Annotated in this window: 13 protein-coding genes; 7 read left to right on the top strand and 6 right to left on the bottom strand. The window is 71.3% G+C overall.

Going from position 1 to position 13,508, the window contains the following annotated elements; all coding sequences use genetic code 11:
• Positions 1-134: 134 nt before the first annotated feature.
• Positions 135-572 (bottom strand): MarR family winged helix-turn-helix transcriptional regulator, encoded by a 438-nt coding sequence (locus ACH4DX_RS20875; RefSeq protein WP_398156193.1) that lies wholly within the window; start codon positions 570-572, stop codon positions 135-137.
• 114 nt (positions 573-686) lie between these two features.
• Between ACH4DX_RS20875 and ACH4DX_RS20870 the strand changes: the two genes are divergently transcribed.
• Entirely contained in the window at positions 687-2,174 is a 1,488-nt protein-coding gene (locus tag ACH4DX_RS20870) for an MFS transporter (RefSeq protein ID WP_398156192.1), read from the top strand.
• Between the two features lie 69 nt (positions 2,175-2,243).
• Here ACH4DX_RS20870 and ACH4DX_RS20865 read toward each other — a convergent pair whose 3' ends face one another.
• Positions 2,244-3,146, bottom strand: a complete 903-nt coding sequence (locus ACH4DX_RS20865) for an NAD(P)-dependent oxidoreductase (protein WP_398156191.1) — start codon at positions 3,144-3,146, stop codon at positions 2,244-2,246.
• 193 nt (positions 3,147-3,339) lie between these two features.
• Between ACH4DX_RS20865 and ACH4DX_RS20860 the strand changes: the two genes are divergently transcribed.
• The 6 genes from ACH4DX_RS20860 to ACH4DX_RS20835 all read left to right on the top strand — a co-directional run bounded on the left by ACH4DX_RS20860 (position 3,340) and on the right by ACH4DX_RS20835 (position 9,739).
• Positions 3,340-3,900, top strand: coding sequence for a TetR/AcrR family transcriptional regulator (locus ACH4DX_RS20860; protein ID WP_398156237.1), 561 nt, complete (start codon positions 3,340-3,342; stop codon positions 3,898-3,900).
• 424 nt (positions 3,901-4,324) lie between these two features.
• Positions 4,325-5,008 (top strand): transcriptional regulator, encoded by a 684-nt coding sequence (locus ACH4DX_RS20855; RefSeq protein ID WP_398123306.1) that lies wholly within the window; start codon positions 4,325-4,327, stop codon positions 5,006-5,008.
• A 650-nt stretch (positions 5,009-5,658) separates the two neighbouring features.
• Positions 5,659-6,111 (top strand): NUDIX domain-containing protein, encoded by a 453-nt coding sequence (locus ACH4DX_RS20850; protein ID WP_398156190.1) that lies wholly within the window; start codon positions 5,659-5,661, stop codon positions 6,109-6,111.
• 481 nt (positions 6,112-6,592) lie between these two features.
• Complete coding sequence (locus tag ACH4DX_RS20845; protein WP_398123308.1) at positions 6,593-7,567, top strand: AraC family transcriptional regulator; 975 nt, start codon at positions 6,593-6,595, stop codon at positions 7,565-7,567.
• Between the two features lie 40 nt (positions 7,568-7,607).
• Complete coding sequence (locus ACH4DX_RS20840; RefSeq protein ID WP_398123309.1) at positions 7,608-8,492, top strand: carbohydrate-binding protein; 885 nt, start codon at positions 7,608-7,610, stop codon at positions 8,490-8,492.
• Between the two features lie 341 nt (positions 8,493-8,833).
• Positions 8,834-9,739, top strand: coding sequence for a glycoside hydrolase family 16 protein (locus ACH4DX_RS20835; protein ID WP_398156189.1), 906 nt, complete (start codon positions 8,834-8,836; stop codon positions 9,737-9,739).
• Positions 9,740-9,785: 46 nt separating this feature from the next.
• Here the strand turns inward: ACH4DX_RS20835 and ACH4DX_RS20830 are convergent, their stop codons facing one another.
• The 4 genes from ACH4DX_RS20830 to ACH4DX_RS20815 form a co-directional block, all read right to left on the bottom strand.
• Positions 9,786-10,013 carry a hypothetical protein gene (locus ACH4DX_RS20830; protein ID WP_398123311.1) on the bottom strand — a complete coding sequence of 76 codons (228 nt, stop codon included), beginning with the start codon at positions 10,011-10,013 and terminating at the stop codon, positions 9,786-9,788.
• Between the two features lie 224 nt (positions 10,014-10,237).
• Positions 10,238-10,753 carry a luciferase family protein gene (locus ACH4DX_RS20825; RefSeq protein ID WP_398156188.1) on the bottom strand — a complete coding sequence of 172 codons (516 nt, stop codon included), beginning with the start codon at positions 10,751-10,753 and terminating at the stop codon, positions 10,238-10,240.
• A gap of 458 nt (positions 10,754-11,211) precedes the next feature.
• On the bottom strand, positions 11,212-11,958 hold the full coding sequence (locus ACH4DX_RS20820; RefSeq protein WP_398123313.1) for a chitinase: 747 nt from the start codon (positions 11,956-11,958) through the stop codon (positions 11,212-11,214).
• A 495-nt stretch (positions 11,959-12,453) separates the two neighbouring features.
• A complete protein-coding gene (locus tag ACH4DX_RS20815; RefSeq protein WP_398156187.1) occupies positions 12,454-13,212 on the bottom strand; it encodes a calcium-binding protein in 759 nt (252 codons plus the stop codon).
• Positions 13,213-13,508: the final 296 nt, after the last annotated feature.

Genomic DNA, 13,508 nt, shown 5'->3' with positions numbered 1-13,508 from the left:
CTGCCGGGGGCGCCCGCGACGAACGGCCGGGCCGCGGCGCCCACCGGTTCCGGTGCCGCGGCGTCTGCCCATCGGGCTCAGCCGACACAGCGTCCCAGTCGCACGGGCGGCCGGACTGACGCGGCCGCGGCCCGTCAGTCCGACGCGGGCCGTGCCGCGAAGACGCGGTCGAGGAGGGCGTGCAGGATCGCCCGGTCCCCGTCGTCGAGTGTGGCCAGGCCCGCGAGGGTGGTGTGCATGCCCGCGCGGATGGTGTCGATGGCCCGCTCGCCGTCCGGGGTGATGACGACGTTCTTGACGCGGCGGTCGCCGGGGCTCGGCTCGCGGCGGACCAGGGCGCGCTTCTCCAGGCGGTCGATGATGCCCGTCATGTTCGAGGCGTCGCAGGCGAGGGTCTCGGCCAGGACGCGCATCGCCGCGGGCCCGCGCCGCAGCACGGTCAGCGTCTTGGCCTGGCTCGCCGTGAGGTGCTCGCGGCCCGCCGCGGCGGTGAAATCGCCGTAGTAGGCGCCGAGCGCCATCGAGAGCTGCTCCATGAGCCGGCCCGTGTCGACGGCTGCGGGTCCTGTCATGTGATCGACCTTACGCCCTGAAACTTGACCATCTCAAATATCGACCCCTACCGTAAGATATTACTTGAAGTCTTCAAGCTTCTAGGTTCTTAAGTAGTTGGGAAAGAGTTCTCCGTGTCTCACGCACAGCACACGGCGTCCACGCGGGCCTCGGGTTCGACCTCGGTCGTCCTGGTGCTCGGGCTCGCCGCCATGGTCGTCTCGATGATGCAGACGCTGGTCGTCCCGATCCTCGGGATCATCCAGAGCGAACTGGACGCCACCACCGCCAACGTCAGCTGGGTGACCACGGCGACACTGCTGTCCGCCGCGGTCTTCACGCCGCTGCTCGGCCGCTTCGGCGACCAGCACGGCAAGAAGCCGACCCTCGTCGGGGTGCTGCTCGTGATGATCGCGGGCTCCGTGCTCGCCGCCACCACGACCTCGCTGACCTGGCTCATCGTCGGCCGCGTGCTCCAGGGCGCGGCGACCGCGATCTTCCCCCTCGCGCTCTCCGTGCTGCGCGAGGAGGTCAGGCCGGAGAAGCTGCACGGCGCCATGGCCCTGGTCAGCGGCACGCTGGCGTTCGGCAGCGGCCTCGCCCTGGTCGGCGCGGGGCTCCTCACCCAGGGCTCGGACCCGGACTACCACCGGGTCTTCTGGCTCGCTGTGGTCCTCGCCGTTGTCGCCCTCGCCGGTGTCCTCCTCGTCGTCCCCGCCTCGCGTACGAAGACCGGCGGGCGGACCGACTGGCTCGGCGCGCTCACCCTCGCGCTGCTCCTTGTCCTGCTGCTCCTGCCGATCTCGCAGGGCCACGAGTGGGGCTGGACCTCCGGGCGCACGCTCGGCAGCTTCGCCGCCGCGGTCGTCATGGCCGGGGTGTGGGTCCTCACCGAGCGGCGGGTCCGCGAGCCGATGGTGGACATGGAGATGTTCACGCACCGCCCCGTGCTCTTCACCAACGTGGCCGGTCTGCTGCTCGGCTTCGCGATGTTCGCCCAGTTCATCGGTGTCTCCTACCTGGTGCAGATGCCCGAGGCCCTGGCCGGGTACGGCTTCGGCGCCTCCGTGCTCGACGCGTCGGTCGTGTATCTGCTGCCGACCACGCTCGTCTCGCTGGTGGGCGCCCAGTTCGGCGGTGTCCTGGTCCGCCGGATCGGGGCGCGCGGCACGCTGGCCGCCGGAGCCTGCTTCGGTGTGCTCGGCTTCGCCTGGCTGACCCTGGCGCACGACACCAGTGCCTCGGTGATCGGTGCGGGCATGGTCGTCGGCCTCGCGATCAGCTTCGGGTACGCCGCCATGCCGGCCCTCATCGTCGCCGGCGTCCCGGCGCACCAGACCGGCATCGCCAACGGCATCAACTCCATCTCCCGCTCCGTCGGCAGCGCCATCGCCAGCGCGGTGATCACCTCGCTCCTCGCCTCGAAGACCATCCGGCTTCCCGCGGGCATGCCCGCGCTGCCCGAGGAGAGCCAGTTCACCCTGAGCTTCGGCATCGCGGGCGCGGCGTTCGTCCTCGTCGCCGCGGTCTCGCTGCTCGGCCTCAAGGCGGCGCACGGTCCGCGTACGCCGGTGCTCGAGAAGGTCGCGGAGTCCGAGACCCCCGAGCGCGCCGGGGTCTGACCGGCCGGGCGCCCCGCGGCCCGGCCGCCTTCGGGTGACCGGGCCGCGGGGCGCCCGGCCTGCGCCGGATCACGTGCCGGGCCCCGGCGGCACCGTGCCGAGTGCCTCGGTGCGGGCCTCGACGGCCCGCAGGACCGCCACCATGTCCTGGTCGCCGTGGCCGAGGCGCACGGTGTCGGCGAACAGCGCGTGGCACACGTCGAGGAGCGGCGAGGCCACGCCGGACGCCCGCGCCGCGTCCGCGACGAGGCGGTTGTTCATGAGGACGTCGAGCACCGCGGCCTGGACGCCGAAGTCGCCGGACAGCAGCTTGGGCGCCTTCATGCGGGAGACGTCGCTCGCCATCGAGCCTGCGCCGAGCACGTCGAGGAACAGCTTCGTGTCCAGGCCCTGCCGCTCGGCGAAGTGGAAGGACTCCGCGAGGCCGGTGACCGTGGTGATCAGGAACAGGTTCACCGCCAGCTTCATCAGGAGCGCCCCCGGCACCTCGCCGCACAGGAACGTCTCCCGGCACATGGCGCCCACCAGGGGCCGCACCCGGGCCACGTCGTCCGGCTCGCCCGCCAGCATCCCCACCAGGCGCCCCGCCTCGGCGGGCACCCGCGACCCCGACACCGGCGCCTCCACGTACCGCCCGCCCGCCGCCCGGACGTCGGCTCGAAGGCCCCGGGAGTAGTCGGGCGACGTCGTCCCCATGGGGACCACCGTGCACCCCGAGACACGGGCCGCGAACGCGGGCGTGCCCCGGCCGAGTGCCGCGTCGATCGCGGCGCCGTCGGCCAGCATCAGGATGACGACGGGGGCCTTCGCGAAGAGCTCGTCGACGCTGGAAGCCTGCCGCGCCCCCGCCGCGCGCAGCGGATCGCACCTGGCGGCGGTGCGGTTCCAGACCGTCAACTCCGCGCCCGAGCGCGCCAGACAAAGCGCCATCGGCTGCCCCATGACACCGAGACCCAGGAAACCCACGTCCATCTCGCACCCCCGTGCCGGGTGTTGCGACCGTTCCACCGGGCCGTCAACTCCGCGATTATGACCGCTGTCATAGTAGCGTCGGTGACGGCGTACGGCACAGGAGTCGGCACGGGTGCGTACGGGGCGTGCCGCGGCGGAGGGAGGCCACGACGTGGCGGCAGGCGAGGAGTCGGGGCGTGGACCGCGGGAGCGGATGGTGTTCAGCGCGGCCCAGTTGATCCGCGGGAGCGGGGTCGGCGCCACCGGCATGCGGGACGTCGTCGCGCACGCGCGGGCGCCGCGCGGCTCGCTCCAGCACTACTTCCCCGGCGGCAAGGAGGAGTTGGTCACCGAGGCCGTGGAGTGGGCGGGCCGGTACGCGGCGCGGCGCGTCGCACGGTTCGTCGCGGGGCTGCCCGAGCCGACGCCGAGTGCTCTGTTCGCCGCGATGGTGCGGCAGTGGACGGACGACCTCGCGGTGCGGGGCGCCGGCTCCGGCTGCCCGGTGGCGGCGGCGGTCGTGGACTGCGCGGACACCAGCGAGACCACCCGGACGGCCGCCGCCGCGGCGTTCACCGCCTGGACCACCGCGGTGGCCCGGGCGCTCACGGCCATGGGCGTGCCGTCCGCCCGCGCGGACGCGCTCGCGACCCTGATGATCAGCGCGGTGGAGGGCGCCCTGCTCGTCGCCCGCGCCGAGCGCGACGTACGCGCCCTGACGGCGGTGTCACAGGAGCTCGGGCCGCTCCTCGACGCGGCGGTCGGGAAGCGGTGAGCGGGCGCCCGAAGGAACCGGCACCCCCGCAGCGACCGACGGGACACGGAACCCGCGCCCATGCGTCGATGTCCCTCATAGGTCGTGCACGCTCCCCGTTGCCCGACGTGGCGCGGCGGGCGCCTGCTGACCTGCGCGGGGACAGTATGAGGCAGGGAAAGTAACGATCCGGCGGTGTTACCCGGCGGAACCCGGCGCGCGCCGTCGTCCAACGGACGGGTGCGCGCCGCGGCTTGGCCCGGTGTCCTGACGGAGCGTCATTCTCGGCCACGACCGGGCCCGCGTTCCGGCCGCGACCCGACCGGAATCCGAACAGTGTACGGACGGGTTCGTGTCAACGATTGAGGACGACGCTGGCCGGGGACGGTCCTTGCGGATACCCTACGGGCGCCCAACGAGTTCCGTGGCCCATGGAGATCTTCAGGTGAACCCAGCCGACCACCAACCGGCGCCCGGACACGAGATCGCCCGTCTCCTCGACGACGTCGACGCCTACGCCGCCCGGCTCGGCACCTCGCGCGCCCGCCTGCTCGACGTCGGCCTCATCTCCCACACGACCGGCATCGAACCCGAACGCGTGCGCGGTCTGCTCGCCGGTGAACCCCCGGAGGAGGAACCGCGGGAGAAGAACGCACGTGAACTCTTCCGCAAGGCCCTGTTCAAGGAGCGGCTGCGCTTCCTGCAACGGACCCGGCTCAAGGAGACCTTCGCGGGCAGGGAGCCGTACGGGCTCAGGGAGATCTCGCGCGCGACGGGCATCTCCGCGCAGCACGTGTCGAACCTGCTCAACGGGGAGCGGGGCGCCAACCACGACCACGCGGCCCGGCTCGAGGTCTTCTTCCGGGTTCCGGAGGGCTTCTGCTCGCGCACCGAGGGCGCGGCACTGATCGCGTATCTGCGCCGGATGGTCAACGAGGACCTGCCGAAGCTGGCGACGCGGGCGGTGCTCCAGGAGCTGGGCGCGTGCTCGGTCGCCTTGCGCGGCACCGCCGACGGGGCGCAGATCGACACCCTGCGGGACCTGCTCCCGGCGCTCGACGAGCTGGTCAAGGTGATCCAGGGAAAGCATTCAGGAGGGGCCTCGGAGGCAGGGCGCGAGCGTCCGTGAGAGAGGTGCGCTACGCGCGTTGTGGTGCATGAAGGACACCGATTCGGGCCGTTCGTGGGTTCATTCGCACCCTATGCCCATGACATGCGTCGTTCTCAATCGTTGACACCGCCTGTGATAGTGCATCAGGATCTGTCTCACGCCAGAGCCGGGGGGCAGGTCGACTCTGACGGCGGAACGTTAACCTGCCCGGATGTTCCATTCGTCCGTATGACCTGCTGACGGGTTCCCGCGTGGGGGCGGGGGACACTCGGCATGCGGTCATCGGTCCTGCTCATACCCCGGACGGTGAGGCTGCCGCGCCACAGCAGAGATGGGCTCGCCCGCCCAACTGCTGCGGCGTCCCGGGGGATTGGTCGGCCCCTGCGAATGGAACGAGCGTTTCGTCAGGTGATGCCAGGACCATCGCGGCCGTGCGACCGGGCCGGGGTGGGGCGGGGAGGAGCGAAGGTCAGGTGGCGACATTTCTCGGCACCACGCGCTCCTTGGTGGTGCGGCCCATGGAAAGGCAGTGGTCGGAGTCCCGCTGCCGGGAGCGAGCGACGCCCGTCCTCGTTCCCACTGGGCGGGGGTGGGGACCCCGCTCGCCCAGCCGCCCGATCCTGATGAGCCGTGCTCACCTCAAGACGGGGCTAATTCAGGAAGATGCCATGGATGCTACTGCTACGTCCCTCGCCGCCTCGGCCGGGGCCATCATCGCCGATGAGCACGGCGATGTACTGATGGTGAACCCGATGTACACGGCCTACTGGAATCTGCCCGGGGGGCATGTCGAGGCGGGAGAGGACCCGAGCGCCGCCTGCGCCCGGGAGATTCGCGCGGAACTCGGTCTGGACGTCGAGATGGGGGACCTGCTCGTGGTCGCCTGGGTCGACTCCGACGGCTGGATGCCGCGTGTCTACTACATCTTCGATGCCGGGGAGATCAGCGCGGAACAGCGACAGGCGATCACGATGCGGGAGGACGGCGCGGGGGAGTACCGCTTCGCGTCCCCGGAGCGGATCGACGCGTCGCTCATTCCACCCTTCGTCAAGCCCATGTGGGACGCCGCGCTCACGGCGCGGAAGGACAAGCGGCTGGTGTGCCTCGAAGTGGAGGTATGAACAGTGTGACCGCTCATGCCGAATGAGCGGAGTGCGAGTGCGGCGACGACAGCCGTGACGAACGAGAAGCACGGGAGAGATCCGAGCCGACCGGTCCCTGTCCCGACGCCGCACTCGCACGACCCCTCGGGAGCCGCCGACCGCGCACGCGGGTCGGCGGCTCCTGGCCGTCGGGCGCTCCTCCTCCGCCGCCCGGCGTCACGGACCGGCGCGGCGCCGCCGGGCCTTTCGATCATGAACTCCCGGTACGTGTCCTTCGCATATGCCAAACGGCGAGATCCTGTCGACAGGACGAACCGCGCTGCGCCCGCCACCCCTCGGGCGGCCCCGCTCGCCGCCGAACTTGGCCAAAGAACCCATAGGTGCCCTTCCGCTTCCATGTCATCGTTGAGCCATCAAATGGTCTGGACCTGACAATCGGTGACGGTGTCCGCCCGATCGGCGGCGCGCCGTGAGCGAGGTCGGCGAGGGGAGCCTACGCATGCGCGGGACGACGGTCTTGCCCGGTACGAGTTCTGGGAACGGCAGCGAAGTGGGCCTGGGTGGGCTGCCGATCCACCGACTTGAGGTGCCCATGCCCAACACGTTGCCCTTCGCCGTCGGCACCTTCGACACCATCGGCCCGATGTCCCGGGCGTCCTTCCCGCACCGGCACACCTTCCACGAGATCGTGTACGTCACGGGCGGCACCGGCAGCCACGTCGTCGACATGGACCGCTTCACCCTGCGCCCGCCCCACCTGGGCTTCATCGCGCCCGGGCAGGTGCACTACTGGGACGGGGTCAGGGGTCTCGAGGGTCGCGTCGTGGTGTTCACGGACGACTTCCTGATCGAACACCCCAGCGACCAGGCCCTGTTGCGCCGGCTCGGCCGCAGGCCCTGGCTCGAACTGCCGGACCGGGACGCGGCCTGGGCGGCGCGGCTCGTGGCCGAGATGGACCACGAGTACCGCACGGGGGCCGAGGGCTTCGGCGGCGTCCTGCGGGCGCTGCTCCACATCCTGGTGGTCCGCGCCGCGCGCCTGCCCGCGCCGGGCCGTTCGCTGCGGCAGCCCGCGCAGGACCCCGGATCCGCGGCCCGCCCCGCGTCGATGGCGACCCGGTTCGTGGCCCTGGTGAACGCGCCGGGGACGCTGTCGTGGTCGGTGCGCGAGTGCGCAGGACACCTCGGGGTCTCGGTGAGCTATCTGAACGAGGCGGTGAAGTCCGCGATGGGCCGCACCCCCGGCGAGCTGCTCCGCGAGGCCCGCGTGAACGAGGCCAAACGACTGCTCGTCCGCACGGAGTTGACGGTGCGTCAGGTCGCGGACAGGGCGGGGTTCAACGACCCCGCGTACTTCTGCCGCTTCTTCCGGCGCGAGACCGGTGCCACCCCCGGCGACTTCCGCCGCGGCGGTGGCGATATTCACCACGACCACCGCATTGCGTCCATCGCTCCCCCCGGGCCCGCCGCATAGCTTCTTAGCCGATCCCCACCCCCCGCCCCCAGGAGGAGCGATGGACGGCGAAACGAACGTCAACGGACACGGCACCGAGCCCGCCGGTCCGGCCGACGAGTCCATGGACCCGGCCGCCCCCGCGGCGCACCGCGGACCGAGCCGCAAGACGGTGCTCAGGGCCGCCCTCGCCGCGGGTGTCACGGTGCCGGTGGCGATGATGGGCGTACCCGCCCTGGCCCGCACGAGCGCGGGCACCGGCCAGGCCCTCGAGGTCACCCCGTCCTGTGACGACGGGGACGACCCGACACCGCCGCAGATGGAGGGCCCGTACTTCAAGCCCAACTCCCCGCGGCGCTCCTCGCTCATCGAGTCCGGCATGCAGGGCACCCGGCTCACCGTGTCGGGCTACGTGTTCGGCCTGGCCTGCAAGCCGATCTCCCAGGTGCTCCTGGACTTCTGGCAGGCGGACGCCCGCGGCGCGTACGACAACGCCGGCTTCCGGCTGCGCGGGCACCAGTTCACCGATGCCAACGGCGCCTTCAAGCTGACCACGATCTTCCCGGGCCTCTATCCGGGCCGCACCCGCCACCTGCACGTCAAGGTGCAGGCGCCGGGCCGCCCGATCCTCACCACGCAGCTGTACTTCCCCAACGAGCCGCGCAACAACACCGACCCGATCTTCGACGCCCGGCTGCTCATGAACGTGCGGGACGTCGGCAACGCCAAGGAGGCCGTCTTCGACTTCGTCCTGAACGTGCCGCAGTCGCCCTCGCCCACCGACCCGCCGACCCAGCCGCCGGGCGGCACCTGGGCCGTCGGCACCGGGTACAACGCCGGCGACCGCGTCACGCACGGTGGCAGGGCCTACGTCTGCATCCAGGCGCACACGGCCCAGCCCGGCTGGGAACCGTCGTCGGCGCCGTCGTTGTGGCGCGCGGTCTGAGCCGGACCGCACCGGCGCCACCGCGCGGCCACCACTGATCCGGCGCCCGGGGCGGCGCGGCGGTCCGGACGGACGTACCCGGACCGCCGTGTCCGCCCCGGCCCCGTGCGGCCCGCTCGCTGAAGCACCCGCTCGCTGAGGCGGCCCGCTCCCGCGTGTCGAGGATCAGGCGGGCCGCCTGCAACGCTCCGGTGTGCGGGCCGGAACGCCTCGCTGCGGGCGGATCCCACCCGCAACGGGGGCCGCAGAGGTATGGCGATCTCGCCTCCCGTACGGGGAGGATGCCCAGTCCTTCGGTGCACCTTGCCGCACCGCCGTCGGACGGGAGTGAAGGCACCGCGATGGGCACACACGCAGCCGCACGCACGCGCAGACCCATACTGTTCGCCGCTCTGGGCGCCACCTTGCTGGGGGTTCTGTTCGGCATCCCGCGGGCCGACGGGGCCCCGCGCTCGGCCGATGCCTGCCGCACCGCGGCCACCGCGCTGCCGCGGGGCGACTGCGGCCCGTTCTGGCAGGTCCTGGCCGAGGACTTCGACGGCGACCGGGTGCCGCTCGGCTCGTTCAGCGACTGCGATCACCATGTCGACACGTCCGCCGCGTACTGCGCCGGGCTGCGCGGCGCGTACCGCGACAACTGGTGGGCGTACCCGACGGGGTGGCGCGACACCGCCAACGACCGGGGCCGTTCCGTCGTGGGTGTCTACCACCCGGAGGACACGGTGAGCGTCGGGCCTGCGGCGAACGGCGACGGCCGGATGCGCATCCGGATGTGGCGTCCCGACGACGGCGGGCCCGTGCACGCGGCGGCTGTCGTACCGCGTGCCGTGATGCAGATGAAGTACGGCAAGTACAGCGCTCGCATCAGGGTCACCGATGCGTCGCCGGGCTACAAGTCGGCTTGGCTGCACTACGGCGGCGGCTGCGAGATGGACCACCCCGAGGGCGAGTGGACGGGTTCCCTCAGCGCCTTCCACCATCCGTGCGGCGGCGGTGAGCAGGGTTCGTTCCACGGCGCCGACGACTGGACCGAGTGGCACACCGTGTCGACGGAGTGGACCCCGGGGCAGGTCCGCTTCTTCGTCGACGGCCGCCAGGTCGGCCAGGACACCCGCGAGGTGCCGGACCACCCCCTGTCCTGGGTCATGCAGAACGAGAGCGCCCTGGAGGGCCCGACGGCCGCCCCGGGCAGCAGCGCGCAGCTGGAGATCACATGGGTCACGGCGTACGCGTACGGCTGGAAGTGATGCCGCCGTACGCGATGCGGCTGGAAGTAATGCGGCTGGAAGTGGCTCAGCCCCAGCGGTATCCGTCGCCGAACAGGAGGGTGTGCTCGAGGACGTCCTCCAGCGGGTCGTCGATCTGGCCGGTGCTGATCAGGGCCACGACCGGCGCGGTGTGCGAGCCGCTGTGGTGGGTCTCGTCGGCGTGCGCCACGTCGTTCGTCAGGGCGAGGGGCGCGGCGCACACCGCCGCCGCCAGCGCCGTACGGATGGTCCGGTGTTTCCGACTGCTCTTCATCGCCCGCTCCTCGACCTCGCTCCGATGGGGTCCCCCATGACACTCCCCTGGCCCAACGACCGAGCAGATCAAAAGGTCACCGGTGATCATACGAACGGGGAATCACCCGGTGCGGTGACCTGGGAGGCGTCGCGCGGGGGGCCGACGCGAGGGCGCGGGCGGGTCGGATGGCGTGAAGTCGATGCTCCGTCCGTGGGCCGGGGGTCGCCGTCCCCGGCCCACGTTCAGTGGCCGTGCGGGATCAGCCGCCCGACCGCGGCGAGGAAGCCGCGGCGTTCCGCAGCGGGTGGCCCCGCGGGGGCGGGGATCTTCGGCGCCGGGAGGCGCAGGGCGGCCGGTTCCCAGTCGCAGGGCGGAGCCGGACGCCCGGCGAACGCGCTGTCGCGGTCCGCGCGGAACGCCGCGGCGCAGGCGTCGTCGTGGGCCTTGAGCCCGACGCTGACGAGGGTGAGCAGGAGCGCGACATCGACGTCGCAGTCGAGCAGCACGGTGATCCAGGACGCGCCGGGACGCATGCGGATCGCCGTGCTTCCGGCCAGCTGCGGGCGCAGCCGGTCCACGGCGGCCCGGGTCAGGCACACGTCCGCCGCGGCGTCGGAGTGGAAGTGGACGAGTTCGTAGGCCAGGGTCTCGGGCGCCCCCGCGATGCCGAAGGAGCGTCCGACAGCGCACCGAGGAGCGCCGCTTACCAGGTTCGGCCACGACGCGAGTGCGGTCATGGCGCGTTGTGCCGCGGTCATGGGGTCATCGTCGCGCGGATTTCACCCGGCCAACTACCCCTGTTCACCGATTGATCGGTGTCCGCCCTGGTTCTCGGCCACCCCATCTCAGATGACGATATGCCAGGTCGAGCCGTGCCCCGCGACCGATATGTCCCCGTCGGGGCACCGCGGCGCCCGTGTGACGCAGGTTACAGATCCCGGGCGGGGGCTCCCTTCCCGCCCCGTTCGGTCCTTGGATCGGCCGGGACGGGATCCACCGCCGGGCCCGCACCACCGCGAGGACTCACTCGTGCCCGCGGTGACCGGCGGCCGGGAGCTGTCCGTGGCGCGAGGTCGTCGACGTACAGAAGTTCGACGACTGTCCGGTGCTCGTCGAACTGACGCGCCGGGGCGTCGACGCGCACGGCGACACCCTGTTCGGCCCGCCCGATCAGCTCGTGCTCGCGGGTGTCGTGCGGGTGTCGCCGTCGGCCTCGTCAGCAGCTGAGGTTGTTGCCCGGGGCGACGCCGAGTGCCTGGGTGAACTGCTTGTACTTGGTGATGCGGCTCTGGACCTGGCCCGGGTTGCCGCCGTTGCACTCCAGGCTGCCGTTGATGGAGCGGATGGTCTCACCGAAGCCGCGGCCGTTGACCATGGCGTCGTGCGGCGTCATGGTGCCGGGGCCCTTCTGGGTGTTCCAGTACCACAGGCCGGTCTTCCAGGCGACGGCCGAGTTGTTCTGCACCAGGTCGGGGTTGCGCAGCAGGTCGATGCCCAGGGCGTCGCCCGCCGCCTTGTAGTTGAAGTTCCAGCTCAGCTGGATGGGGCCGCGGCCGTAGTACTTGTCGTGTCCCGCGGGACAGCCGTAGGGCTGCGTCCGGTCGCAGTAGTGCGGGTAGTTCGCGGTGTTCTGCTCCACGACGTGGACCAGACCGCCGGTCTCGTGGCTGACGTTGGCGAGGAAGGCCGCGGCCTCCTGCTTGCGCACGGTGGCGCTGCCCGTCTGGGTGAACCCGGGGTAGGCGCCGAGTGCCGCCGTGAGGCCGCTGTACGTGTAGAACCGATTCCGGTTCGGGAACATCTGGTTGAACTGGGCCTCGCTGACGACGAAGGCGGCGGCCGCCTTGCCGGACACCGGCTCGGCCGGGCTCGCGGACTTCTCGGCCGACGCCGGTGAGGCGAAGGTCAGCAGTGCGGCCGCGGAGGCGGTGGCGGTGACAAGTCCGAGTACGCGAGATCGCATGGCTCACTCCATGGGGGGACGCCGAAGATCGGCGGTGCGACGGTGCGGGGTGGGGGGGGGTGGTCCGCGTGCCGGAGCGCGGGCCGTGACGGGCCGGACGGTGGGTGTGGGCACGCGGGTGCCCGCCGGCCGACGAGATTCCGCTTCGTTGGACTAGACCATACCGATCGCTGTGTTCGCGTCAAGAGCGTCGAACGGAGCCGGGCGCGGCGGGTGTTGTGGTCCGATGCCGGGAGCGCAGGCGGGGGTCGAGACGGGAACGGAGACGGAAGCGGAGGTGGAGCAGAAACGGAGCAGAGACGGAAGCGGCGCCGGTCGAGGCCCGAAGGCCCGACCGGCGCCGCGTCGTAGGAAACCGTGCGAAGCCGTGTGAAGTCGTACGAAGGTGCTTACCGCCCGAGGCGGGCTACTGCCCGAACTGGGCTACTGCCCGCGCCGTTGAGCGTGGCTCGGCCCCTGCTCGCGTACTGCTCCGTTCGCGCACGGACCGGTGCTTCAGCGTACGTCGACGAAGTCGCCGGTCGCGTTGACTCCGGTGGTCGTGGAGTTCTCGGCGAAGGCCCAGCGGTAGGTGCCGTCGGTGGAGGCCTTGACCGTGGTCTTCAGGTTGCCCTTGTTGTCGCTCTTCACCGTCTTGACGGCGGCGTAGGACGGGGCGCCCTTCTTCTTGAACTCCAGCTTCACGGACTGGTTGGTGTAGCCCGCGTACTTGTGCGTCTCCCAGTTGGCGCGGGTCAGCGCGCCGGTGACGGTGAGCGTCTTGCCCTTCTTGATGGGCTCGGGCGAGGCGTTCACCGTGAGCTTGGCCTGGCGCTGCACCTTGAACTTGCCGGCCTTCTCGGCCCACTTTGTGTCGTCGTCGTTCGCGGTCACCAGGGCGTCGACGTACCACGTGCCGGCCGGGCTGTTGTCGTAGAAGTCCGTGTCCGGGTCGAGCGTGAACTTCGCGGTGCACGTCGACGTCGTACCGGCCGCCACGCACTTCACGTTGCCGTTCGGCGTGGCCATGGCGGAGTTGGGGCCGAACAGCGTGATGTCGGCGCTCTTGATGCCCGAGTCGTCCGTCGTGGTCACGGAGACGCTGAAGGTCTTCCCTGCGGTGGTGCCGAGCGCGACCGGCTTGCCGCCGTTCGTGATGACCTTGTCGATGGTGACGTCCTCGGCCGGGGCGGCGAGGGCGACGGGGGCGGCGAAGCCCGCCACGGCCACGGCCAGGGCCGAGCTGAGCACGGCGATGCGGGTGCGGTGGTGCATGGATCCCCCCACGGGATGACACCGGGTCAGAAGTGCTGCCCGGCAAGTGATGTGAACGCGATGACTTTACGCCTTCACGGCATCTTCATTGTTGTGTTGATCACCACGTGCGTCGCGTACAACCCTTTCGCCTGGTGGTGTGCTCGCATTCGAAGAGGGGTTCGACGCGTCGTCCGGATAGTTGGTTTCGGTGGCGCCGAGCCTGGTGAGTGCCGCGGAACCCGGTGCGCGGGTTGTGCCGAGTCCGCCGCCAGGAGGATGGTCGGGCGTGCACGGCGCACGCGCGCGGGGCCGAA

This window comes from Streptomyces sp. NPDC017940 (assembly GCF_044328435.1).
In the GTDB taxonomy this organism is placed as follows: domain Bacteria; phylum Actinomycetota; class Actinomycetes; order Streptomycetales; family Streptomycetaceae; genus Streptomyces.
The sequence above is the reverse complement of the archived record's forward strand: the minus strand, read 5'-3'. Positions and strand labels throughout refer to the sequence as shown.